The organism is Sulfuricaulis sp. (assembly GCF_040901545.1).
Classification (GTDB): Bacteria; Pseudomonadota; Gammaproteobacteria; order Acidiferrobacterales; family Sulfurifustaceae; genus Sulfuricaulis.
In genome coordinates, this window is record NZ_JBBDYL010000054.1 from 163,416 (window position 1) to 185,450 (window position 22,035).

Here is a 22,035-nt window from a genome sequence, read left to right on the forward strand (position 1 = left end):
CGCCCGCGCCGCCCAAACACCGGTTCTCCCTTCGTGTCGCCGCTGATCCTTGCTTACTTGTCATTGTTCTGCGCCTTGGCATCGGGGATTACCGCGCTGAATGCCGAGCGCTATCCCTGGCTGCTGCGCTACGGTTCATCAATCTGGTTGGGGTTGTGCGGCCTGCTGGCCGTCGGCGCCGGCGGGTGGTCGCTGATTGATGAAATTTCCCTGATCGACCAGGTAAGGCTGGGCTTGCCCTGGCTCCATTGGCATTTGAAGCTCGATCCCTTGTCAGGTTTCTTTTTCATCGTTGTCGGACTGCTGGTCCTCGCGGTGAGTCTCTATGCGCCCGGATACTTGCAGGAATACGTCCACAGCAAAATTCGCTCTCTGGCATCGCTGGGTCTGTTCACCGGCTTGTTCGTTTTTGGAATGCTGCTCGTCCTGCTTGCCGACGATGCGTTCGTGTTCATGGTCGCCTGGGAGCTCATGTCGGTGTCCTCTTATTTTCTCGTGGTGTATCAGCATCAGCACTCCGCCAACCGCCGCGCCGCGTTTCTGTATCTGCTCATGGCTCACATGGGCGGTCTCGCCATTCTTCTCGGCTTCGGTGTGCTCGCGAGTTTCGGAGGCAGTTTCACATTTGAAGCCATGCGCGCGGCGAATCTGTCCCTTGCCTGGGCCTCCATCGCCTTCGCCCTGACCTTCTTCGGATTCGGCATGAAGGCCGGCATGGTGCCGTTGCACGCCTGGTTGCCGGAGGCCCATCCGGTCGCGCCATCGCATATTTCAGCGCTGATGAGCGGGGTGATGCTCAAGATCGCGATCTACGGCTTGATTCGTTTCACTTACGATCTGCTGGGCGACATTCAATGGCAGTGGGGGTTGGCGGTGCTCATCATCGGCTCGGCGTCTACTTTGCTGGGCGTGCTGTACGCGCTCATGCAACATGACCTGAAACGTCTGCTGGCCTATCACTCCGTGGAAAACATCGGCATCATTCTGATGGGTCTGGGGTTATCGATGATCTTCATCAGTGCGGGCCAGCCGGCGCTGGGCGTACTGGGACTGATCGCCGCGCTCTACCACACGCTGAACCATGCCCTGTTCAAAGGACTGCTCTTTCTGGGCGCGGGCGCCGTGCTGCATGCCAGTCATGAAAACGATCTCAACAACATGGGCGGTCTCATCCGCCGTCTGCCGCAAACGGCTATTTTTTTTCTGATCGGCTGTCTTGCCATCTCCGGTCTGCCACCGCTTAACGGGTTCGTCTCCGAATGGCTCACCTTCCAGGCCGCGTTACAGGCGCCATCGCTCGCCAGCGGTGTATTGCGAACCATCATCCCGATCACGGCCGCGCTGCTCGCGTTGTCCGCCGCCCTGGCAGCCGCCTGCTTCGTCAAAGTCTATGGCGTCGCTTTTCTCGGCGTAGCGCGCGGACGCAAGGTCGAGCATGCGCATGAAGTGGACACCGGCATGCGCGCGGGCATGGGCTTGCTGGCGGTGCTGTGCGTCATCTTCGGTATTTTCCCAGCGGCGGTGATCAACCTTATCGATGCTATTCCCCAAATGCTGCTGGGTGTAAAGCCCGTGAGCGCCACGGCGCAAGGCTGGCTGTGGCTCACGCCGATATCTCCCCGTGTCGCTTCCTACTCGGCGCCGCTGGTCGTTATTGGCATAGTACTGTTTGCGCTCATCAGTTACGTCCTGATGCGCGCCCATCCCGTAAAGTTCCGCCGCGGTTATCCCTGGGATTGCGGTTTTGGCGCGCTTAATTCACGCATGCAATACACCGCTACGGCCTTTTCCATGCCGATTCGCCGTATTTTCGCACCGGTATGGGACATCACTGAACAGATCGAGGAATTGCATAACCCGACGCAACCACAGCGCACGGAAATCATCCGCCATCAACTGCACATACAGGATAAATCCTGGTCACGTCTCTACGAACCGATCGGGAAGCTCGTCATCGCCGCCGCGCGCCGCGTGAGCCGAATCCAGACCGGCAGCATACACACTTACCTGGCGTATTCATTCTTCACGCTGTTGTTGCTCCTGTGGGTGGTGACATGACGGCCTGGTTGCTTGCCGCGCTGCAAACACTGCTATTCCTATTCATGGCGCCTCTGCTCGCCGGCTGGGTGAAACGCGTGAAGTGTCACATGCAAAACCGCTCCGCGCCATCACTGCTTCAGCCCTATCGAGACATGGCGAAACTGTTCCGCAAACACACGGTGCTGGCGGAACATGCCTCGTGGGTATTCCGCACCACGCCTTATATCGTGTTCGGCGCCACCATTCTTACCGCCGCCGTCGTGCCGCTGGTGGCGGTGCAACTTCCGACGACCGCCATCGCGGACGTGATTGTCCTGGTCGGGTTCCTTGCCCTTGCGCGTTTCTTTACCGCCCTCGCCGGGATGGATGTCGGCACCGCCTTCGGCGGCATGGGCGCATCGCGCGAAATGATGATCGGGGCGCTCGCGGAGCCCGTCATGCTGATGACGGTGTTCACCATGGCCATGACCGCTTCCACCACGAATCTGTCGGAGGCCGTCTTGTTCACACTGAACAGCGGACTGGTGTTGCGGCCTTCCTTCGTCTTCGCCATCCTGGGATTGATGATGGTGGCCGTGGCGGAAACCGGGCGCGTGCCGGTGGACAACCCGGCCACGCACCTCGAGCTCACCATGATCCACGAGGCCATGATCCTCGAGTACTCGGGCCGGCACCTCGCACTCATTGAGTGGGCCGCGCAGATCAAGCTCATGATCTACGCCGTCTTGATCGCGAACATCTTCCTGCCCTGGGGCATCGCCGCGGAGTTCACGACCGAGGCCCTCGGGATCGGCGCCGTCGCGATCACCGTAAAGCTCATGGGGCTCGCGATCGTGCTGGTGGTGTGGGAGACCGTGATGGCCAAGATGCGGCTGTTCCGCGCGCCGCAGTTCCTCGGCTTCGCGTTTCTCCTGAGTCTGCTCGGCATGCTCACCCACGTGATCCTGGAGACGGGGGGCTGATATGGAGCTGGCGCAACTGAGTCTCTTCAACCAGGCGGTGCTCGTACTCGCGGCGCTCGCGCTACTCACCTCCTTCCTCATGCTGGCCCAGGGGCGCAAGCTGCCGCTCATCTATACCTACGGCTGGCAAGGAGTATTGCTCGCGGTCACGACCGCGCTGGTGGCGTATGTCACCGGCCACACGCACCTTTATATCTCGGCCGCGCTTACCCTCGCGCTTAAGGCGCTGCTCATTCCCTGGCTGCTGCACCGCCTGGCGGTACGGCTCAATGTCCAGCGCGAGAACGAGCCCATTGCTTACCCCTCATTGCTGCTGCTCGCGGGCGCGGCGCTGGTGGTATTCAGCTACTACGTGTCGTTGCCGATCGTGCAGTTCGCCGCATCCGCGACACGCAACATCATCGCCGTGAGCATGTCCATCGTGTTGCTCGGGATGTTGCTCATGATCACCCGGCGCCGGGCGATGGCCCAAGTGATCGGCTTCATGTCAATGGAGAACGGCCTGTTTTTCGCCGGGGTCGTCTCGACCTACGGCATGCCCATGATCGTGGAGCTCGGGATCGCCTTCGACGTGCTGGTGGCGGCGATTCTATTCGGCGTGTTCTTTTTCCAGATGCGCGCCTCGATCGACTCACTCGACGTCGACCGGCTCAATCGGCTTCGGGAGGTTGATGAATGACCGCTCTCTGGCTGACGCTGCTGATCCCGTTGGCGGGCATTCTATTACTGGCATTTGTCGGTCATCTGCGCGCAGCCGGCTGGATCAATGTCGTCCTGTCGGGATCGACTTTCATCACCTCGCTTTGGCTGGCATTAACGGTATTCGACGGCGGCACACTGATCTCGCCCGGCCGGATGTTGTACATCGACGCCTTTAACGTCTATCTCGTGGTGCTCACGGCACTGGTGAGCCTGACGACGGCGATCTTTTCACGTCCATACATGCGCCACGAAGTGGAAACGCGTCGCCTTAGCGGTCGTCGCATGCGTCTATATCATTCGATGTACCAGGGATTCATGTTCACCATGCTTGCTGCCCTCACTACCAACAATGTGGGGATCCTGTGGGTGTCGATGGAAGGTGCCACGCTCGCCACCGTGCTGCTCGTTTCGCTTTATCGCACACCGGAGGCCGTCGAAGCGGCGTGGAAATACTTTATCCTCTGCGGTGTCGGAATCGCCCAGGCGCTGTTCGGTACGGTGCTGCTTTTTTTCGCCGCGGAACGCGTTATCCCCGTGCGTGACGACGCGCTGCTGTGGAATGTTCTTTACGGTTCCGCGTCGCAGCTCGAACCCACGGTGCTGACGCTTGCGTTTGTGTTTCTGCTCGTGGGTTACGGAACCAAGGTAGGGTTGGTGCCGCTGCACAACTGGCTGCCCGATGCGCATTCGGAAGGCCCCACGCCGATGTCGGCGATCCTCTCCGGGCTGCTGCTGAACGTGGCGCTCTATTCCCTGGTGCGCGTCAAAATGCTGGTCGATGGATCGCTGCAAAATAATCTCGCGGGACATCTCATGATGGGTTTTGGCTTGCTCTCGTTCATGGTGGCCGGGCTGTTTCTGCACCGACAGCGCGACATCAAGCGCATGTACAGTTATTCCTCGATCGAGCACATGGGGCTCATGACCTTTGCATTCGGTATCGGCGGGCCGCTGGCGACGTTTGGGGCCTTGCTGCACATGACGGTCCATTCACTCACCAAATCGGCAATCTTTGTCACCGTCGGTCATGCGGCGCAGATCGCCGGCACCCAGACGATCGATAAGATTCGCGGACTGATCATGACGCAACCGTCGGTGGGTTGGGGTTTATTGATCGGCACGGTTGCCATCGCGGGATTCCCACCTTTTGGGGTATTCGTCAGTGAATTTCTGGTGCTGTCGGCCACCATGAAAAGCTGGCCCTGGCTCACAGTGCCGTTGCTGGTCGGACTGGCCATTGCCTTCGCCGGCCTGTTCCGGCATCTGCATCCGATGGTGTACGGCGAAGTGCCGGAAGGACAGAAACCGGTCCGCGCCAACATGCTGCCGGTGATGCTGCAACTGGCGATGGTACTGTGGCTGGGTATCGCCATTCCCGTGTTTCTGGCGAAATGGTTCGAGCAGGCCACGATACTGATTGCGGGGAGTTCGCCATTATGACAACCCTGTTTGAGTTGTTTTCACGACAGCACGTCTATATGCAGGAAGAAAGCGCGCCGGGATTCGCGCCCGCTTGCCTGATGCGGGTGAATCCCGATGATTGGGGACGGATCGCGGAAGCGGCGCGAACCGAAAACTGCCGTTGGGTCGCCGCCTGGGGTGAAGACCGGGGGGATGAGCTGAGCGTGAATGCGTGCTTTGAAAAGGAGGGAGCCTACGCGATCGCGCGCACCGGAGTCCCGCGCGCGAAACCCGTGCTGCCGTCGCATTCGCCGTATTACGCCGCGGCTGACCGTCCGGAACGGCATATCCGGGACATGTTCGGCATCGCGTTCACCGGTCATCCGGACACGCGCCGCTGGACGCGACATCAGGCGTGGAAAGAAGGCGAACATCCATTGCGACGGGAATTTCCCGCCGACGGTCATCCTCCCGTGCCGACAGCGCCGGATGAGCATTATCCCTTTCTCCATGCCCAGGGCGGGGGCGTTTATGAAATTCCCGTCGGACCGGTGCACGCCGGCATCATCGAACCGGGGCATTTCCGGTTTCAGGCCGTGGGCGAAACCATTCTGAATCTCGAAGAGCGGTTGGGATATACGCACAAGGGCATCGAGAAAATCGCCGAAGGCCGCGACGCCATGGCATTGGCACGACTGGCGGGTCGGGTCTCCGGCGATTCCACCGTGGCCCACGCCTGGGCTGCCTGCCAGGCCATGGAAAAAGCCGCGGGGATGGAAATTCCCGAACGCGCCGAGTTTCTGCGCGCAATCATGGCCGAGCGCGAGCGCATCGCCAATCATCTCGGCGACATCGGCGCTATATGCAATGACGTGTCTTTCACATTTGCTTTCTATCAGTTCGGACGTTTGCGCGAAGTCTGGCAACGAGTCAATCACGAGGCCTACGGCCATCGTTTCATGATGGATTGTATTATTCCCGGAGGAGTAACTTCGGATATGGGCGATCAAGTTACCGTTGCCATGGAAAAACAGATTACTTTCCTGCGCACGGAACTCGAAGGTTTGTACAACATTATCGATGACCTGCCGTCACTCGAAGACCGGCTGGACACCACCGGCTATCTCAACCCTGACACCGCCAGGGCATTCGGAGCATTGGGCTACGTGGGTCGCGCGAGCGGTATGGCATTTGACGTGCGCAAGGACTCACCGTATGCGCCGTATAACCGGTTTTCCATGGAAGTGCCTGTGTATCAGCAGGGAGACGTCGCAACCCGCGTTAAAGTGCGGGCGGAGGAAATTCTGGCGTCGTGCTTTTTGATGGAAAAATTGATTGACGAACTTCCCGCGGGACAAATTCGACGTGATTGGAGAATACCGCCATCGGGAGCGGAAGGCCTCGGATTTACCGAAGGGTTCCGCGGTGAAATCATGACCTACGTTCGATTTGGCGATAACGGCCGGATTGCGCGCTTTTTCCCGCGCGACCCGAGTTGGCTCACCTGGCCCACGCTCGAAAAGTGTATCCGCGATAACATCGTTCCGGATTTTCCGGTATGCAACAAATCCATCAATGGGTCCTATTCGGGCCATGATCTCTAGAGACGCGTGATATGTTGCGTATCCTGAACAAAATCCAGCGAATCGGCATCATTACCGAGCCTGTACCAGAGATGGCCGAGCCGGCGCTGGCAGAAATCGGCGCGCGGCTGAAAGAAAAAATCGGCGAACTTTTCGGCGGAAGTCTGGCCATCCGTCAGGTGGACGCCGGCTCGTGCAACGGCTGCGAACTGGAAATTCACGCGCTCGATAATCCTTATTACGGAATTGAGCGCTTTGGCGTGCATTTCGTCGCGAGCCCGCGACACGCCGACATGCTGCTCGTCACCGGCCCGGTGTCACGCCACATGGAAGCCGCTCTGCGGCGTACCTACGATGCGACACCCGAGCCCAAGCTTGTTATAGCGGTAGGTGAATGCGGCGCAAACGGTGGAGAATTCGGAGTGAGTTATGCCTCCTGCGGGGCCGTCGCCAACGTAATACCGGTGGACGCTGTCATTCGCGGCTGTCCACCGACGCCAATGGATCTGATGCGCGGCATCCTTGCCGCAATTAATAAATAACATGTGCAAGCTTCAGTGAAAATCTTTGCGCAGACAAATACCCTGTAGCATACTGCCAGGATATTCCCAAAATACAGCACAATTGGCAGGCACTAATGAATTTTCAGCGTACCGTTTTTTTTGTCTCGGACCGAACAGGCATCACGGCGGAACATGTGGGCAAAACACTGCTCACGCAATTCCCGGACGTGAATTTCCGCAAACGTTCCTTGCCCTTCATCGACACCGTCGAAAAGGCCGGAGCCGCGCGCTTGGAAATCAACAACACCGCGCTCCAGGAAGGACGGCGCCCGATCGTGCTCAGCACGCTGATCAACGAGGACACGCGCGCGGAAATCGCCACCGCCGATGCGTTGTGCCTCGACCTCTTCGCGGGTTTCATCAGCCGACTGGAATCGGAGTTGGGCCTGGAATCGTCCCATGCCCTTGGACTCAGCCATGGCATGGGCAACGAAGTGGCCTACCAGATCCGCATGGATGCGGTGAATTACACGGTATCGCACGATGACGGCGTCAGCACCGATACTTACGACCGGGCGGACGTGATCCTGGTCGGCGTGTCGCGCACGGGCAAAACACCAACCTGCATTTACCTCGGGATGCAGTACGGAATTTTCGCCGCAAATTATCCGCTGACCCCCGACGATTTTGTCGACCACGCACTCCCCAAGCCGCTAGTCCCGTATCGCGCCAAACTCTATGGCTTGACGATACATCCCGAGCGGCTCACGAAAATCCGCAGTGAACGCCGGCCGGGGAGCCGCTACGCGTCGCTGGAAAACTGCCGCTTTGAAACACGCGCCGGAGAGACCCTACTGCGTCAGGAACACATCTCCATTCTGGACACTACCACCAAGTCCGTCGAGGAAATTGCCATTTCCATTCTGTACGGGGCCGGCCTGAGCAAACGCATCGAGAGTTAAATGCTTCCAACCGGAGACTCCAGATTTCTTGTCGCATCGTTTACAAACAATCACAGGGTTAATTGATCCAAATATGCAACGAAGTCGCTGTTCAAGAGTCAATTTTTTTCTATACTGTCATTTTTTTCCTGACTATCTTCATTCTTGGCGTCTTTCGGCGGATCACTTTTGTCATCGCGCTTATCAATAATGGTGTTCGCGCCCAGCTTAACCGGTAGTTCATTCGGGTAGTCGTACCCAGAGCCCGTGTTGTGATCGATAATTGCCCCGATCCCGGCAAAAAGAATAATATTACCCCACATACCGCCGGTCGCGCGGGAAATTGCACGCATCGATCCGTCAGGAAATCCTTCTTTCTTGCAATTAACCAATAAATCTTTCGAGGAGCGCCTTACGTGGGCCACGGTCGGTGTTGTAATTTGCCAACTGCCTTGATCATTTTGCACCGAACAATCGGCCTCCATGACCGGCATACCGTCGGCTGTAATTGTGGAAATTTTAACTGCTTGCATTTCCGATGTGGTTATCGTCGCGCACCCCGAAGCAAGTGCTAGAACAACTATCAAAGCCGGTATTTTTGATACCGAATGAGCATTCACCAAACTCTCCTTGCCGCGGGTATTTTTTTATCGCCGTCCAAAAATAACTGCATCTAGGACAATTATTCTTTATCTTTTCATCGCGCTATCCAGGTAATCATCATAATAGGATCAATCAGACTAAAATGAGACAAAAACGTTGGTTATCAGGGAAAATTCTGCTTTTTTTCCGCCACCTTGTCACGCAGATAGACGGGATAGGCCAGTTCTGGAGGGACTGCCTTGCCGTTGCTGAATAGAACACCACCGATTTGCGCGACATGACGGGCTCGCGGGTAAACTTGCCGTTTCCATGAACTGACGCCATTCCCCAGACGCTGCGAGAGGATAATATGATATTGATCCCATCCGCTGCCAGCGCCCGTCCAACCCTCATCTTTTGGTATTACCACATCGTGCGGCGTGGTTACGGCCTCATCGCCCTCGAGTTCAACAATACCCATTTGGTTTTTCCTGTAAGCCCCCCAGTAAACCTGATTCATGCGTGCATCCAAGGCGGCGAGCACTTTGGGTGCGTCCACGCCTTGCGCCAGGGCGGCGAGCGATGAAACAGGAACGACCAGCAGACCTGCTCCGTAAGCTAGACCTTGCGCCACACCGGCGGCAATCCGCAGCCCGGTAAAGGACCCGGGCCCGCGGCCGAAGGCGATTGCATCGAGCTGCGTGAGCGCAAGACCTGCCTCCGCCAGCAGGTCATCCACCATGGCGAGAATGAACTCGGAATGCCGGTTGCCGGATTCGAATCTTTCCGCTACGGCGCCATCCATCCAGATCGCAGCGGAACAGACATCGGTGGAGGTATCCAGGGAAAGAATTTTCAAGGCGGTAATGAAAACGAGCGATCTAATTGGGCAACGGCTTATTGTCGTAGAGATTCAGCCAACCCTTGAGAATACGATAGATTACCCAGATCGCGGTCACGGCAAGAATAATCCAGCCAATGATGAATATATAGGTAAGAACACCCAGCAGAAACCATAGAAGGCCAAACCAGAACGTCCGTATCTGCCAGCGGAAATGCGACTCAAGCCAGGTTCCGCGCACATCGTCACGCTTGAGGTAATTGATCATCACGGCAATGACGTAGGTGATCACAAGCAGAAGGCCCACCGCCTGCAAGGCATACACCACCGTGGTAATCGTTTTCAGGGATTGAAGATCAGCCTGAGACTTGTGATCCTGTGTTAGCGGTGTATTCATGGAGTTCCAGGGCCCATACGATGGTCATTCGGTTCAGCTTCCGGCGGGAGGCAGGCGCGGCAACCCGGGCGAAAAACCGAATAATATCGAAAAAAAACGAACACCAGTACCGGCAATATTCCGATCCACAGTCACTCCCAGGCCCCTGCGGTTCGCTCGCCGTTCCACCAAGCCACGGTAAATATAACTGATTTCACCAAACTGAGAGCAAAAATCATCCCCACGGCAAACGCAAGAATGACTTGGTACCCCATGCGTTTCATGGTCGCGCCATCAATTGAGCATATCCGCAATACTCTGTCGCAGGCGCTGCGTCAATACGGCCCGTTCCAACCCGTCCGATTTGGAGTCACGTTTGCGCGCGGCCCATACGGGATCCGGGAAATGGGCGTCATCGGAAAAACGCGGGATTATATGCCAGTGTATATGGGGAACTTGATTTCCCAGTGATGCAAGATTGATTTTTTCAGGATGCATTATTTCACGCAAAATCTGCTCAACCCGGAATACAATCTGCATCAGGTGTGCGCGGTCGGATTCAGCCAGATATGTCATTTCCTTTATGTGCTCATGCCAGATAACACGGCAGTAGCCGGAGTATTCCGGTTCGTTGACCAGCACGACCCTGCATCGCGAGTCGGTCCACAGCAAGGTTTCCTGATCGGCATCACAAAGCGAACACGAAATCATGCTATCGACACCATTCAGGCTGATACCGGCTTGACTTTGGAAGCCGCCAGTTTCGCGCGGGCGCGGGCCTCATCGGTATTGTCGCCGCCGGCCAAGGCCACGCCCATGCGCCGGCGCGTGAAGGCCTCGGGCTTGCCGAACAGGCGGAGATCGGACTGCGGGATGCGCAGGGCCTCGTCCACGCCTGCGAAGGCAATGCCCTTAGCGTCCACGCCGCCGTAAATCACCGCGCTCGCCCCCGATGCCCGAAGCGCCACCGATACGGGCAACCCCAGAATGGCGCGCGCATGCAACTCAAACTCATTTTGAATCTGGCTGATCATGGTAACCATGCCGGTGTCGTGCGGGCGCGGGCTGACTTCACTAAACCACACGTGGTCGCCTTTGACGAAAAGTTCGACGCCGAATATCCCGCGCCCGCCGAGATTGTCCGTCACTTTCCCGGCGATCTCACGGGCGCGCATCAAGGCCTTTTCAGTCATCGGCTGCGGCTGCCACGACTCGACATAATCGCCCTTGACTTGAACATGCCCGATAGGATCGCAAAAATATGTGTCAACTTTCCCGCCCGCGCCCATGGCGCGCACCGTCAACTGGGTAATTTCAAAATCGAATTCAATCTTCTCCTCGACAATCACGCGTGTCTGGTTCACGCGCGCGCCGCTCATGGCGTAATCCCAGGCCTTGGCGACATCCTCCGGCCCGTTTACGGTAGACTGGCCTTTCCCGGATGACGACATCACCGGCTTGATCAGGCACGGGTATCCGATTCCGCCGTCAATGACCTGCTTCATCTCGCCGAGACTGGAGGCGAATCCGTACCGGGAGGTCGGCAATTCCAGCGTCTCGGCCGCGAGTTGCCGGATTCCCTCGCGATTCATGGTAAGTTGCACCGCGCGCGCGGTCGGGATCACTTCTGCCAGCCTGTCACGCTCGATTTCGGCCAGCATGTCGGTGGCGATCGCTTCAATCTCGGGAACAATGATGTGCGGGCGCTCTTTTTCCACGAGTGCGCGCAGCGCCGATCCATCGGCCATGTTTATGACATGGGCACGGTGCGCGACCTGGTGTCCGGGTGCGTGGGGATAGCGATCCACGGCGATCACCTCCACGCCCAACCGTTGCAGGGCGATGATGACTTCCTTGCCCAATTCGCCTGCCCCTAACAACATCACGCGCGTGGCGCTAGGACTCAATGGCGTGCCGATTTTCATTTTTATAATTTCCATAAGAAAATTAATGGACAGGATTTACAGGATTAACAGGATTCTAAAATCAAAAAAACATTTAGTTTTGCCTTTTATTCCTAATCCTGTAAATCCTGTTAATCCTGTCTATTCACTTTGTTTTTTCCGCGAAATGATCATGGCCCGTTTCCCGAGGATGATAAGGCTTGCCGGATTCATCCATGACTCGAATCCCGGGTTCTCGCTCGATTTCGCCGATACATTGAAATCTGCAACTGAACTGAAGTTTTTCCAGGGCTTCAAGCTTTCCCGGTGACACGGTGAAACACAACTCATAGTCGTCCCCTCCTGCCAGCACCGTATCCCAGCCGGCTTGTCCCAAATGTGAACGACAGGTTTCGGAGACCGGTATCCGGTCGAGAAAAATGCGCGCACCGACTTGGCTGCGCTCCAGGATGTGTCCCAGATCGGCCAGAAGACCATCGGAAATATCGATGGCGCAGTGCGCGATATTTCGCAATGCGATCCCCTCTCTTACTCGTGGCGTGGGCCGGTCGAGGCGCTCGGAAAAAGCCGCAAGGGCAAGCAGGGGAAGTTGCAATTTTCCCGCGCGTTGTTTCACCATCAGCGCCGCATCGCCAAGCGTCCCGGTGACGTATATTCGGTCTCCTGTCTTGGCGCCGCAGCGCCGCAGCGCCGCGGCCGGGGGCACAAAACCGTGTGCCTCGATCGCGATGTTCAGCGGTCCGCGTGAGGTATCGCCGCCGACCAATTGCACATTGAATTCGCGCGCGAGACGAAACATTCCGCGGCAGAACATCTCAAGCCAAAGCGTGTCGGCTTCAGGAAGCGTCAGATTCAGGAGAAACCAAGCGGGTTCGGCGCCCATGGCCGCCAGATCGCTGAGATTGACGGCCAGCGCCTTGTGTCCCAGGGATTCGGGGTCGGCATCCGGAAAAAAATGAACCCCTAACACGAGCACGTCGGAGGTGACGGCAAGCTGCTGGTCATGCGGGGGACGCAGCAGGGCGGCGTCGTCGCCGATGCCTTCCGCTACGTCGGCGCGCGACACCGGTTGGCGCGCGAAATAAGTACGAATTAATTCAAATTCGTTCAATGGCCGGATTCAGGCCGTGGAGCGCTCGGCCTGAATTTCGCGCGCGCGCAGTCCCGTGGCAATTTTGTCGAGAATGGCGTTCACGTATTTATGACCGTGCTCGGCGCCGAACGTTTTGGCAAGCTCGACCGCCTCGTTCAGAATTACCTTATAGGGAATCTCCGGTTGAAATTCGAATTCATAGGTGCCGATACGCAGGCAGGCAAGTTCCACCGGATCGATATCATTCAGCTTGCGGTCCAGGTGCGGGGAAATATGATCATCCAGTTCGTGCATGTGCAGGGGTATTTCACGTACCAGATGGTGGAAATAATCAACATCCACATCATTCATTTCATGGTCGAGTATGAAGTGATCTTCAATATCACCGGGCGCCTGCTGGGTAAGCTGCCATTGATACAGGGCTTGCACGGCGGCACGGCGTGCTTTGTGACGACTGCCCTTGTTCATGTTTTACCCTCACACGCGCAGTTTTTTCAGCAGATTCACCATCTCGATGGCGGTCAGCGCGGCATCGACGCCCTTATTGCCGGCCTTGCTACCGGCGCGTTCAATCGCCTGTTCGATAGTATCCACCGTTAACACGCCAAATGCCACCGGCAGATCGTATTGAATGCTGACCTGAGAAACACCCTTGGCACATTCCGCCGCGACGTATTCGAAGTGGGGAGTCTCGCCGCGTATCACGGCGCCAAGCGCGATCAAGGCATCGTATTTCTTGGACGAGGCCATCGTTTTAAGCACGAGGGGCATTTCGAATGCGCCGGGCACGCGTACGACATCGATGTTCGCCGCTTCAGCACCATGGCGCACGAGCGCATCCACGGCACCTTCGAGCAGCCGCTCGCCGATAAAACTGTTAAACCGCCCCAACGCAATTCCGAACCGCGCGTTGCGGGCGATCAGATCGCCGTCAATATTTTTGACTTCAGCCATCAGGATACCTTCTTTTCTTTATTCTGTTGGTGCCGTGACGTTGCCGACAAGTCCTCATCGCTCTCAAGATATTCCACGATTTCGAGGCCGAAACCCGACAACCCGGGGGCTTTCATGGCATGACCCAATACACGCATCTTGCCGACGCCGAGGTCCGCGAGTATCTGGCTCCCCAACCCGTATGTGCGCATTTCCTCACGTTCCCTTCTACCACCCGTCGATTCTAATGTTTTGTCTTGTGTCTGAAAACGGCGTACGCGCTCCATGAGATCGGATGGTTTCTCCTGCTGTTGAAGGATAACGACGATTCCAGCCCCTTCTCTGGCGATATATTTCAGCGCGCGGTGCAGCGTCCAGGAACCGGCACGATGCGCCGATGTCACGAGATCCAGCAGGCTTTCCTGTACATGAACCCGCACCAGCGTCGAGCGGTTACGAATCGTTTCCCCTTTGACCAGCGCCAGATGCACGGCATCTCCGATATCATCGTGATAGGCGATCACATGGAATTCACCGAATTCAGTCGGCAGCATGCATTCACCCACGCGCTGGATGGTGGATTCATGCTCCATGCGATAACGGATCAAATCGGCAATGGTACCGATCTTGAGGCTATGGCGCCTGGAAAATGCTTCCAGCTCACCCAATCGCGCCATGGAACCGTCCTCATTCAATATTTCGCATATCACGCTGGCGGGTTCCAATCCGGCGAGTCGGGCCAGATCCACGCCGGCCTCCGTGTGTCCCGCCCGGGCGAGCACGCCGCCGCGCTGAGCCATCAGCGGGAATACATGACCCGGTTGTACCAGATCGCTCGGCTTGGCATCCTTTTTAACCGCGACCTGAATGGTCCGGGCGCGATCCGCAGCGGAAATCCCCGTGGTCACGCCGACCGCGGCTTCGATGGACACCGTGAAGTTGGTTACGGGTCGGTGATCCGTATTGTTCACCATGAGCGGCAATTGCAACTGGCGGCAGCGATCGGGGGTCAGCGTCAGGCAAACCAGTCCGCGCCCGTAGCGTGCCATGAAATTGATATCCTCGGCGCGCGCATGTATAGCGGCCATGACCAGGTCACCTTCGTTTTCACGGTCCTCATCATCCATCAGAATGACCATACGGCCGTGTCGGATTTCGTCGACGATCTCGTTTACCGGGCTGATCGGCATAAAATCTCATAAAAAACAGGGATTGGGCGCGTATTATCACCTATTTTCGCGCCAGATGCGCTGCAAGCGTCAGAATCGCCCGGTCGACCCGGGTTACCGCTTATCGGGATTTCTCGAGCTTTCATCCAGCGACACCTCATCCGGCAGATATCGCCACCATACTCAATGGATAGGGACGGATTCCGCCTGGGGTGGCATCCGTGAATATGTTTCTCATCCGGTAGCAATTAAATGATGTCCGCCAAAGGAAAAATGGGTGACAGACTGCAGAGCACCGTCATCATTTCTGGCCGTTTCGCAGAAAGGCGGACGCAGTCCGCATCGCCCTCCACAGGGGAAACGGCAGCAGAGCCGCTAGAACCGGGTAGCATGATCGGGCGTTACCTGACCCTGAGCCGAGTCGGCGTCGGCGGCATGGGTGTGGTGTATCGCGCCCACGATACGGAATTGAACCGGACCGTGGCGCTCAAGGTGCTCCCGCCACACCTCTGCAAATTCCACGACTATCTGAAGCGGTTTCGCACCGAGGCCAGGGCACTGGCCCGTCTAAACAGCCCGTATGTCATTACCTTGTTTGAAATGATGGAGCATCCCGCCGGAGAAATCCTGGTGCTTGAATATGTCGAGGGGGAAACGCTCGAAAATCGTTTACGCCGTCACGGTCCCCTGGCTGTCTCCGAAGCAGTAAAAATTTTCGAACAGACGCTCTGCGGTGTGGAATATATTCATCAAATGGGCGTGGTACACCGCGATCTCAAGCCCAGCAACATTTTCATCACACGCCATGGCGAGATCAAGTTGATGGATTTCGGCATTGCGCGGCTACTGGACAATCAAGATCCGTCACAGAAAGGCACCATGGTCGGAACCCTTCTCTATATGTCTCCGGAACAAATCAACGGGCGTGAAACCGATAGCCGGTCTGATATTTACACGCTGGGCATCAGCCTATTCGAAGCGGTCACGGGTCGCCTCCCCTTCGAGCGCCGGAGTGACTACGCCCTCATGCACGCCCACGTTATGGAAAATCCTCCCAGCCCGAAGGAATTCCAGCGCCGGCTCCCGCCCGAACTGGAACAGGTCATCCTCAAGGCTATTGAAAAGGAACCTAACCGGCGTTATCAGAGCGCGAAAGAATTTCGCGCTAATCTGATGAAGCTCGGTCTCGTTGAACGCCGGCATTCGTACGTCGTCGATGCCACTTCCGACATGTTACATTCCTGGCGCCAGCGTTCCGATACGACAGGACGACGTATTTGGGGCGGGAAGTGGCTGGACTTGTCGCTGGTGGCAACGGCGATCCTGCTCGCAGTGGCATTTGAATTCTATCCTTTGCCCAAATCTCCAACAGAATTCACCATCGCCGAGACCGGGCGTATGCAGAAAACAATCAGGCATCAATCCGCAATCGCCGAATCCGCACGCGCGCAGAAAACGATCCGGCATAAATCCACCGTGGTAGCGTCCAATCGGAAAGCGCCCATTCAGTCTCCTCGGAAACCTCAAATAACGCAACAGGCTGCCAAACCATCGAAAGACAAATACGCATCGCTGCGCCAAGCCTGGGGTGGATAGACAGTTTAGGAATTCAGGGAACAAGTTTTTGCCATGGAATATCTTCCTTGCCTCATGTCGGTTCGCCGGTTTTTTCCGGTATTGCTAACCGGATTGGGCCTTTTGATATCCGGCTGCGCCACATTCCAGGAACAAACCTGTGAACAGTTTGAGGAACAGCGCAAGGACACTGACTACACCACGCAATATCAACCGGCAACGGGAGATCCTGAAACTGTCGGACGGTTATCCAAACTATCGCTGCGCGGAAAACCGGTCGCTATCCGTCTATACAAGATCGATATCGATCCGCCTGCCATTAAACCGTGCAATAACCTTACGATACACAAAGCGGTCTACATCCAGCGTGGCAGCTCCACCGGTCAAGTCCTGGAAGAAGTCAGGGAATTTTATACCGCCAAGGGCGAACTGATTACAACTAAAACGGAATCGGTCGGCGATCAGTTTCGGGCCAGTGGATATTATGCCGCCGAACTTCCCCTGCCTATTCCTGAAAAGGCGCCGCCGGGAAATTATCGAATCGTCAGTAAATTAATCATGAAGACCAAAAATAAATCGCGGGGGATTGTGCTCGCCAGAACGAATGCGACTTTCCAGGTCGTTTCGAGAAAATAATCGCATCATTTGACGAACCCGTGCCGCGCGAGAAACTCACGGGTAATCTCCGACCCGTTACTCAACGCTTGCTTTGACTGAATCAGCCGTTCCAGGTATCTCGCTAAAATATCCGCCTCGAGGTTAACGATGGACCCCGCAGTGAGGTTGCCAAGCGTCGTATTTGCAAGCGTGTGCGGAACGATATTCACCTCGAATTCCGGGCCATTCACGGAATTGACGGTGAGGCTCACGCCGTCCACGCTGATGGAGCCTTTTTCAGCGAGATAGCGGCTGAGTCCCTCCGGTGCCCGGATGCGCAATAGCAACGATCGACCTTGCTTGCGACAACTGACCAATTTTCCCAATCCGTCAACGTGTCCGCTCACCAAATGCCCACCCAAGGGGGTGGACAGCGTCAGGGATGTTTCCAGGTTCACGGGGTCGCCTAGAGACAAACTTCCCAATGTGGTGCGGGCCAGCGTCTCACCGGAGACATCGGCGGAAAATTCCGTGGCGTGGGATGCGGAGACCGTCAGGCAAACTCCGCTCACTGAAATGCTATCGCCGGATTTGACCGTAGATAATTCAAGTTTGCCGGATTCGATGCGGACTTGAGCATCTCCCCCCTTGTTCTCAAGCGAGACGATTTTCCCGATATCCTGAATGATGCCGGTGAACATGGCTGATTCCGTTACTTCTCGCTTACCTTTACGATTACCCGCCAATCTTTTCCGATTGGTCGACTATCGATGATATCAAGCTTGATGCGGTTGGCCATACGCGTCAATGACGGCAGCATGAACATGCCACGTTCGCAGCTTCCCATTACGTGGGGACCGTAATAAAGCACAATTTCATCGACGAGTTTCTCCTTCAACATGGCACCGCAAAGCGTCTCACCCGCCTCGATCAGCACTTCATTGGCCTCCAGCCACGCGAGATGTTTCATCAACGCCGTCAGGTCCACGTTATTTTTTTCCGTCGCCATGTAGGCAACCTCGGCACCGGAGCGTTTGAGGTTTTCCGCCAGGTTGACATCCTGATTGGCCGCGACAATCAGGGTCTTTCCCTCGCCTTGGAGCAGGCGCGCCGTCGGCGGAGTGCGTAAACGGCTGTCGACCACCACGCGCAACGGCTGCCGGCCAAGCTTCATGTCCCGCACGGTCAACATCGGATTATCGGCGAGGACCGTGCCGACTCCCGTAACAATCGCTGAACTGCGAGCGCGCCATTTTTGCACGTCGGCACGCGCGGCTTCGCTCGTGATCCATTTGCTTTCCCCCTTCACCATGGCCGTCCGTCCGTCAAGACTTGCGGCGAGTTTCACCCGTACATAAGGCCGACCGCGTTTCATGCGACTGATAAATCCAGGATTGAGCGCCTCCGCTTCCCGCTCCATCAGGCCAACATTCACCTGGATGCCGTTTGCTTCCAGTTGCCTGAAACCCTTTCCCGCAACTTGTGGGTTGGGGTCCCGCATGGCGGCGACCACGCGCATGACGCCGGTATCGATCAGCGCCTGTGTACAAGGTGGTGTGCGCCCCGAATGGCAACAGGGTTCCAGGGTCACATACACACCGGCGCGCTGCGAATGAATCTTGCCTGCCTGGCTCAAGGCGTTAATCTCGGCGTGCGGCTGGCCGGCGCGTTCATGCCAGCCTTCACCGATGATTCTACCGTCCTTCACGATGACACAGCCGACACGCGGATTCGGATCCGAGGTATACATGCCGCGGCGCGCGAGCTGCATAGCGCGCGCCATGAAGCGCGCATCCGCAGCGGAGACCGTCATGATTTTTTTCCCGTCAAGTTCGGCTTTCTTCCCGGACCTTGGTTTCGTTTGGGGGGAACCTCCGGCTCAGGTATCAACGACAGCTGTTTGCGGCGCAACTCGGCGCTCGGCTCGCTCTGCAGGCGCTGTACCTCCTCGCGGAAAGCATTCAGATCCTGGAAGCTGCGATAAACCGAAGCGAAGCGCACAAAAGCCACCGGGTCGAGCTCTTTCAATTCCTCCATGATCCACTCGCCGATTCTGCGCGAGGGGACTTCGCCCTCGCCGCTGGCGATGAGTTTATGCCGGACACGTCCGACGATTTTCTCGATCGCATCGGTATCCACGGGGCGTTTCTCAAGCGCCCGGGAAAGTCCGCTGAGCACTTTCTTTTCGCTAAACGGTTCGCGCCGGCCGTCCGATTTGATCACCTGGGGCAAACGCAACTCGGCGCGTTCAAATGTTGTAAACCGCTCTCCACAAACTTCGCATTCCCGCCGGCGGCGCACGGAATCCCCTTCGTCGGAAAGCCGCGAATCGATGACACGGGTTTCATCAGCGGAACAGAACGGGCAACGCATATTAAAATAGTAGCAAGTAGCAAGTTACAAGTGACAAGTAAAATTCACGCACATTTTTCCTAGCTACTTGCTACTTGCCACTTGTTACTTGCTACTAAGTTTCATATACCGGAAACCTGCGACAAATCTCCAGCGCCTTGGTCTTCACGGCTGCGCGGACTGGGCTATCATTGAGCTGGTCGAGGATGTCGCAAACCCATCCGGCCAGTTCGCGGGTTTCCTTTTCGCCAAAACCGCGCGTGGTGATTGCCGGCGTGCCGATACGAATGCCGCTCGTGACGAACGGCGATTGCGGGTCGTTCGGTACCGCATTCTTGTTCACGGTAATATTGGCCTCACCGAGCGCCGCTTCGGCATCCTTTCCGGAAATGCCCTTATCGATCAGGCTCACCAGAAAGAGGTGATTGTCCGTACCGCCCGAGACAACCTTGAACCCGCGATCCATAATTGCCCGCGCCATGGCGCGGGCATTCTTCAATACCTGTTGCTGGTAAATATTAAATTCAGGTTGCAACGCCTCCCGGAAGGCCACCGCCTTCGCCGCAATGACATGCATCAGCGGGCCGCCCTGGGTACCGGGGAAAACAAGCGAGTTCAGTTTCTTTTCAATCTCGGGATTGGCCTTCGCCAATATGATGCCGCCGCGTGGTCCGCGCAGCGTTTTGTGCGTTGTGGTCGTGGTGACATCGGCGATCGAAACCGGGTTTGGGTAAATTCCGGCGGCGACCAGACCAGCCACGTGCGCCATGTCCACGAATAGATAAGCCCCGATCCGGTCCGCAATATCGCGAAAGCGCTGCCAATTCACGACGCGTGAATAAGCGGAAAAACCCGCGATGATCATCTTGGGTTTATGTTCCAGCGCGAGTTTTTCGACTTGATCATAATCGATCTCCTCGGTCACGTCGCTCAGACCGTACTGGACGGCGTTATAGAGTTTTCCGGAAAAATTCACTTTGGATCCGTGGGTAAGATGTCCCCCATGCGCGAGGCTCATGCCGAGAACGGTTTCTCCCGGATTGAGCAGCGCCATGTAAACCGCGGCGTTGGCCTGGGAACCGGAATGCGGTTGCACGTTGGCATAGGCGGCGGAAAATAGCTGTTTCGCGCGGTCTATTGCCAGACGTTCGGCAACATCCACGTATTCACACCCGCCGTAGTAACGCCTGCCGGGATAACCTTCGGCGTATTTGTTGGTCAATAACGACCCTTGGGCCTGTAACACGCGCGGGCTGGCGTAATTCTCGGAGGCGATCAATTCAATATGATCTTCCTGGCGGCGCGACTCATTCTGGATTGCTGTCCACAGTTCATCGTCGAAACCCCTGATAGTCATGTCTTTGGCGAACATGGAATCCCGGTACTCCTATCGATTGTCGTTCGTGTTATCACATATGCCCCAGTGATTGGGGTCACGCCCCGAAAAGCGGCTTAGGATATACGATTCAAACCGGTGTTGCATAAGTGGATAGACAATTCGCGCGAAACGACGGGTAATATCAACTCGTAAGCGGCAAGCGAGAGGAATTACGGTCTGCCGTCTTCAAGCGTGTCCTTTTTCACCGGCATCAGATCCTCACGCGAAACGCCCAGCCACATGACGATGGGGCTCGCAACCAGTACCGAGGAATAAATGCCGAAAAGGATTCCGATGGTGAGCGCCAGCGCGAAATAGTGGAGCGCCTCACCGCCAAAAAACAACATCGCGAGCACGGCCATCTGGGTGCTGCCATGCGTGATGATGGTACGAGAGATGGTGCGCGTAATGGCGTTGTCGATGATCTGCACGGTTGTGCTCTTGCGCAGCTTGCGAAAATTTTCCCTTATGCGGTCGAAGACCACCACCGATTCATTGACTGAATACCCGAGAATGGCAAGTACCGCCGCCAGCACAGGAAGTGAAAATTCCCACTGGAAAAGGGCGAAACATCCGAGAATGATCACGACGTCATGCAGGTTGGCAACAATGGCGGCGACCCCAAACTTCCATTCAAACCGGAACCAGAGATAAAACACGATGCCAATGGAAACGAATAACAACGCCAGGGCGCCGTTTTCCACCAGCTCGCTGCCAACCTGGGGACCGACAAATTCTACGCGGCGCAACTCGACCGTGGGGTCCGCCTGACGCAGTGTATCCATAATGGTTTCGGACAACCTGGCTGTGGTGGTTTTCGCTTTCAACGGCAATCGAATCAGCACATCTTGCGAGGTGCCAAAATTCTGCACGGCGACCTCTTCCAGCCCGAGTTTAGCCAGCGAATCCCGGATTTTGGGCACATCGGCCGATTGGGAATAACTCAACTCCATCACCGTGCCACCGGTAAAGTCAACGCCGAAGTTCAGGCCTTTCGCCACCAGCATGCCCACCGCGAGGATGAATGTAACGATCGAAATCACATTGAACGCCAACGCATAGTGCATGAAGGGAATGTCGTTTCTGATCTTGAAAAATTCCAT

The 22,035-nt window shown here is 56.5% G+C and carries 23 protein-coding genes; 9 read left to right on the forward strand and 14 right to left on the reverse strand.

Annotation, left to right across the window (positions count from 1 at the left end; all coding sequences use genetic code 11):
* The first annotated feature begins 33 nt into the window (after positions 1 to 33).
* The 7 genes from hyfB to WD823_RS11690 all read left to right on the forward strand — a co-directional run bounded on the left by hyfB (position 34) and on the right by WD823_RS11690 (position 8,153).
* On the forward strand, positions 34 to 2,058 hold the full coding sequence (hyfB, locus tag WD823_RS11660; RefSeq protein ID WP_368429666.1) for a hydrogenase 4 subunit B: 2,025 nt from the start codon (positions 34 to 36) through the stop codon (positions 2,056 to 2,058).
* Positions 2,055 to 3,002 carry a respiratory chain complex I subunit 1 family protein gene (locus WD823_RS11665; RefSeq protein WP_368429667.1) on the forward strand — a complete coding sequence of 316 codons (948 nt, stop codon included), beginning with the start codon at positions 2,055 to 2,057 and terminating at the stop codon, positions 3,000 to 3,002. The genes hyfB and WD823_RS11665 overlap by 4 nt, the downstream gene beginning before the upstream one ends.
* A gap of 1 nt (position 3,003) precedes the next feature.
* Positions 3,004 to 3,681, forward strand: a complete 678-nt coding sequence (locus WD823_RS11670) for a formate hydrogenlyase (protein WP_368429668.1) — start codon at positions 3,004 to 3,006, stop codon at positions 3,679 to 3,681.
* Complete coding sequence (locus WD823_RS11675; RefSeq protein ID WP_368429669.1) at positions 3,678 to 5,144, forward strand: hydrogenase 4 subunit F; 1,467 nt, start codon at positions 3,678 to 3,680, stop codon at positions 5,142 to 5,144. Before WD823_RS11670 ends, WD823_RS11675 begins: the two co-directional genes overlap by 4 nt.
* Positions 5,141 to 6,709, forward strand: a complete 1,569-nt coding sequence (locus tag WD823_RS11680; RefSeq protein WP_368429670.1) for an NADH-quinone oxidoreductase subunit C — start codon at positions 5,141 to 5,143, stop codon at positions 6,707 to 6,709. The genes WD823_RS11675 and WD823_RS11680 overlap by 4 nt, the downstream gene beginning before the upstream one ends.
* Positions 6,710 to 6,720: 11 nt before the next feature.
* On the forward strand, positions 6,721 to 7,230 hold the full coding sequence (locus WD823_RS11685; RefSeq protein ID WP_368429671.1) for an NADH-quinone oxidoreductase subunit B family protein: 510 nt from the start codon (positions 6,721 to 6,723) through the stop codon (positions 7,228 to 7,230).
* Between the two features lie 95 nt (positions 7,231 to 7,325).
* Positions 7,326 to 8,153 carry a pyruvate, water dikinase regulatory protein gene (locus WD823_RS11690; protein ID WP_368429672.1) on the forward strand — a complete coding sequence of 276 codons (828 nt, stop codon included), beginning with the start codon at positions 7,326 to 7,328 and terminating at the stop codon, positions 8,151 to 8,153.
* A gap of 98 nt (positions 8,154 to 8,251) precedes the next feature.
* Here WD823_RS11690 and WD823_RS11695 read toward each other — a convergent pair whose 3' ends face one another.
* The 9 genes from WD823_RS11695 to ribBA all read right to left on the reverse strand — a co-directional run bounded on the left by WD823_RS11695 (position 8,252) and on the right by ribBA (position 15,051).
* Positions 8,252 to 8,752 carry a hypothetical protein gene (locus WD823_RS11695; protein ID WP_368429673.1) on the reverse strand — a complete coding sequence of 167 codons (501 nt, stop codon included), beginning with the start codon at positions 8,750 to 8,752 and terminating at the stop codon, positions 8,252 to 8,254.
* Positions 8,753 to 8,898: 146 nt separating this feature from the next.
* Complete coding sequence (tsaB, locus tag WD823_RS11700) at positions 8,899 to 9,573, reverse strand: tRNA (adenosine(37)-N6)-threonylcarbamoyltransferase complex dimerization subunit type 1 TsaB (protein ID WP_368429674.1); 675 nt, start codon at positions 9,571 to 9,573, stop codon at positions 8,899 to 8,901.
* A 22-nt stretch (positions 9,574 to 9,595) separates the two neighbouring features.
* Positions 9,596 to 9,952, reverse strand: coding sequence for a DUF4870 family protein (locus WD823_RS11705; RefSeq protein ID WP_368429675.1), 357 nt, complete (start codon positions 9,950 to 9,952; stop codon positions 9,596 to 9,598).
* A gap of 273 nt (positions 9,953 to 10,225) precedes the next feature.
* Positions 10,226 to 10,642 carry an HIT family protein gene (locus WD823_RS11710; RefSeq protein ID WP_368429676.1) on the reverse strand — a complete coding sequence of 139 codons (417 nt, stop codon included), beginning with the start codon at positions 10,640 to 10,642 and terminating at the stop codon, positions 10,226 to 10,228.
* 14 nt (positions 10,643 to 10,656) lie between these two features.
* Positions 10,657 to 11,856 carry a formate-dependent phosphoribosylglycinamide formyltransferase gene (gene purT, locus WD823_RS11715; protein ID WP_368429677.1) on the reverse strand — a complete coding sequence of 400 codons (1,200 nt, stop codon included), beginning with the start codon at positions 11,854 to 11,856 and terminating at the stop codon, positions 10,657 to 10,659.
* 124 nt (positions 11,857 to 11,980) lie between these two features.
* Positions 11,981 to 12,946, reverse strand: a complete 966-nt coding sequence (thiL, locus tag WD823_RS11720) for a thiamine-phosphate kinase (RefSeq protein WP_368429678.1) — start codon at positions 12,944 to 12,946, stop codon at positions 11,981 to 11,983.
* 9 nt (positions 12,947 to 12,955) lie between these two features.
* Positions 12,956 to 13,396 carry a transcription antitermination factor NusB gene (gene nusB, locus WD823_RS11725; RefSeq protein ID WP_368429679.1) on the reverse strand — a complete coding sequence of 147 codons (441 nt, stop codon included), beginning with the start codon at positions 13,394 to 13,396 and terminating at the stop codon, positions 12,956 to 12,958.
* A gap of 9 nt (positions 13,397 to 13,405) precedes the next feature.
* The gene (gene ribE, locus WD823_RS11730; RefSeq protein ID WP_368429680.1) at positions 13,406 to 13,882 is read right to left on the reverse strand and encodes a 6,7-dimethyl-8-ribityllumazine synthase; all 477 of its coding nucleotides are present in this window, start codon (positions 13,880 to 13,882) and stop codon (positions 13,406 to 13,408) included.
* Complete coding sequence (gene ribBA / locus WD823_RS11735; RefSeq protein WP_368429681.1) at positions 13,882 to 15,051, reverse strand: bifunctional 3,4-dihydroxy-2-butanone-4-phosphate synthase/GTP cyclohydrolase II; 1,170 nt, start codon at positions 15,049 to 15,051, stop codon at positions 13,882 to 13,884. The genes ribE and ribBA overlap by 1 nt, the downstream gene beginning before the upstream one ends.
* A gap of 369 nt (positions 15,052 to 15,420) precedes the next feature.
* On the opposite strand from ribBA, the gene WD823_RS11740 reads away from it, so the two are divergent.
* Both WD823_RS11740 and WD823_RS11745 read left to right on the forward strand, forming a co-directional pair.
* A complete protein-coding gene (locus tag WD823_RS11740; protein WP_368429682.1) occupies positions 15,421 to 16,626 on the forward strand; it encodes a serine/threonine-protein kinase in 1,206 nt (401 codons plus the stop codon).
* 54 nt (positions 16,627 to 16,680) lie between these two features.
* On the forward strand, positions 16,681 to 17,241 hold the full coding sequence (locus WD823_RS11745) for a hypothetical protein (RefSeq protein ID WP_368429683.1): 561 nt from the start codon (positions 16,681 to 16,683) through the stop codon (positions 17,239 to 17,241).
* 5 nt (positions 17,242 to 17,246) lie between these two features.
* Here WD823_RS11745 and WD823_RS11750 read toward each other — a convergent pair whose 3' ends face one another.
* The 5 genes from WD823_RS11750 to secF all read right to left on the reverse strand — a co-directional run bounded on the left by WD823_RS11750 (position 17,247) and on the right by secF (position 22,035).
* Entirely contained in the window at positions 17,247 to 17,903 is a 657-nt protein-coding gene (locus tag WD823_RS11750) for a riboflavin synthase (RefSeq protein ID WP_368429684.1), read from the reverse strand.
* An 11-nt stretch (positions 17,904 to 17,914) separates the two neighbouring features.
* Positions 17,915 to 19,015, reverse strand: a complete 1,101-nt coding sequence (gene ribD, locus WD823_RS11755) for a bifunctional diaminohydroxyphosphoribosylaminopyrimidine deaminase/5-amino-6-(5-phosphoribosylamino)uracil reductase RibD (RefSeq protein ID WP_368429685.1) — start codon at positions 19,013 to 19,015, stop codon at positions 17,915 to 17,917.
* The gene (gene nrdR, locus WD823_RS11760; protein WP_368429686.1) at positions 19,012 to 19,575 is read right to left on the reverse strand and encodes a transcriptional regulator NrdR; all 564 of its coding nucleotides are present in this window, start codon (positions 19,573 to 19,575) and stop codon (positions 19,012 to 19,014) included. Before nrdR ends, ribD begins: the two co-directional genes overlap by 4 nt.
* A 94-nt stretch (positions 19,576 to 19,669) precedes the next feature.
* On the reverse strand, positions 19,670 to 20,926 hold the full coding sequence (glyA, locus tag WD823_RS11765) for a serine hydroxymethyltransferase (protein ID WP_368429687.1): 1,257 nt from the start codon (positions 20,924 to 20,926) through the stop codon (positions 19,670 to 19,672).
* A gap of 176 nt (positions 20,927 to 21,102) precedes the next feature.
* Positions 21,103 to 22,035, reverse strand: a complete 933-nt coding sequence (gene secF / locus WD823_RS11770; RefSeq protein WP_368429688.1) for a protein translocase subunit SecF — start codon at positions 22,033 to 22,035, stop codon at positions 21,103 to 21,105.

Excerpts from the sequence above, each read along its gene's own strand:
- WD823_RS11665 (WP_368429667.1), top strand. The coding sequence starts at position 2,055 with ATGACGGCCTGGTTGCTTGCCGCGCTGCAAACACTGCTATTCCTATTC.
- WD823_RS11670 (WP_368429668.1), top strand. The coding sequence starts at position 3,004 with ATGGAGCTGGCGCAACTGAGTCTCTTCAACCAGGCGGTGCTCGTACTC.
- WD823_RS11675 (WP_368429669.1), top strand. The coding sequence starts at position 3,678 with ATGACCGCTCTCTGGCTGACGCTGCTGATCCCGTTGGCGGGCATTCTA.
- WD823_RS11680 (WP_368429670.1), top strand. The coding sequence starts at position 5,141 with ATGACAACCCTGTTTGAGTTGTTTTCACGACAGCACGTCTATATGCAG.
- WD823_RS11685 (WP_368429671.1), top strand. The coding sequence starts at position 6,721 with ATGTTGCGTATCCTGAACAAAATCCAGCGAATCGGCATCATTACCGAG.
- WD823_RS11690 (WP_368429672.1), top strand. The coding sequence starts at position 7,326 with ATGAATTTTCAGCGTACCGTTTTTTTTGTCTCGGACCGAACAGGCATC.
- WD823_RS11705 (WP_368429675.1), bottom strand. The coding sequence starts at position 9,952 with ATGAATACACCGCTAACACAGGATCACAAGTCTCAGGCTGATCTTCAA.
- WD823_RS11710 (WP_368429676.1), bottom strand. The coding sequence starts at position 10,642 with ATGATTTCGTGTTCGCTTTGTGATGCCGATCAGGAAACCTTGCTGTGG.
- purT (WP_368429677.1), bottom strand. The coding sequence starts at position 11,856 with ATGAAAATCGGCACGCCATTGAGTCCTAGCGCCACGCGCGTGATGTTG.
- nusB (WP_368429679.1), bottom strand. The coding sequence starts at position 13,396 with ATGAACAAGGGCAGTCGTCACAAAGCACGCCGTGCCGCCGTGCAAGCC.
- ribE (WP_368429680.1), bottom strand. The coding sequence starts at position 13,882 with ATGGCTGAAGTCAAAAATATTGACGGCGATCTGATCGCCCGCAACGCG.
- ribBA (WP_368429681.1), bottom strand. The coding sequence starts at position 15,051 with ATGCCGATCAGCCCGGTAAACGAGATCGTCGACGAAATCCGACACGGC.
- WD823_RS11740 (WP_368429682.1), top strand. The coding sequence starts at position 15,421 with ATGATCGGGCGTTACCTGACCCTGAGCCGAGTCGGCGTCGGCGGCATG.
- WD823_RS11745 (WP_368429683.1), top strand. The coding sequence starts at position 16,681 with ATGTCGGTTCGCCGGTTTTTTCCGGTATTGCTAACCGGATTGGGCCTT.
- WD823_RS11750 (WP_368429684.1), bottom strand. The coding sequence starts at position 17,903 with ATGTTCACCGGCATCATTCAGGATATCGGGAAAATCGTCTCGCTTGAG.
- ribD (WP_368429685.1), bottom strand. The coding sequence starts at position 19,015 with ATGACGGTCTCCGCTGCGGATGCGCGCTTCATGGCGCGCGCTATGCAG.
- nrdR (WP_368429686.1), bottom strand. The coding sequence starts at position 19,575 with ATGCGTTGCCCGTTCTGTTCCGCTGATGAAACCCGTGTCATCGATTCG.
- glyA (WP_368429687.1), bottom strand. The coding sequence starts at position 20,926 with ATGTTCGCCAAAGACATGACTATCAGGGGTTTCGACGATGAACTGTGG.
- secF (WP_368429688.1), bottom strand. The coding sequence starts at position 22,035 with ATGGAATTTTTCAAGATCAGAAACGACATTCCCTTCATGCACTATGCG.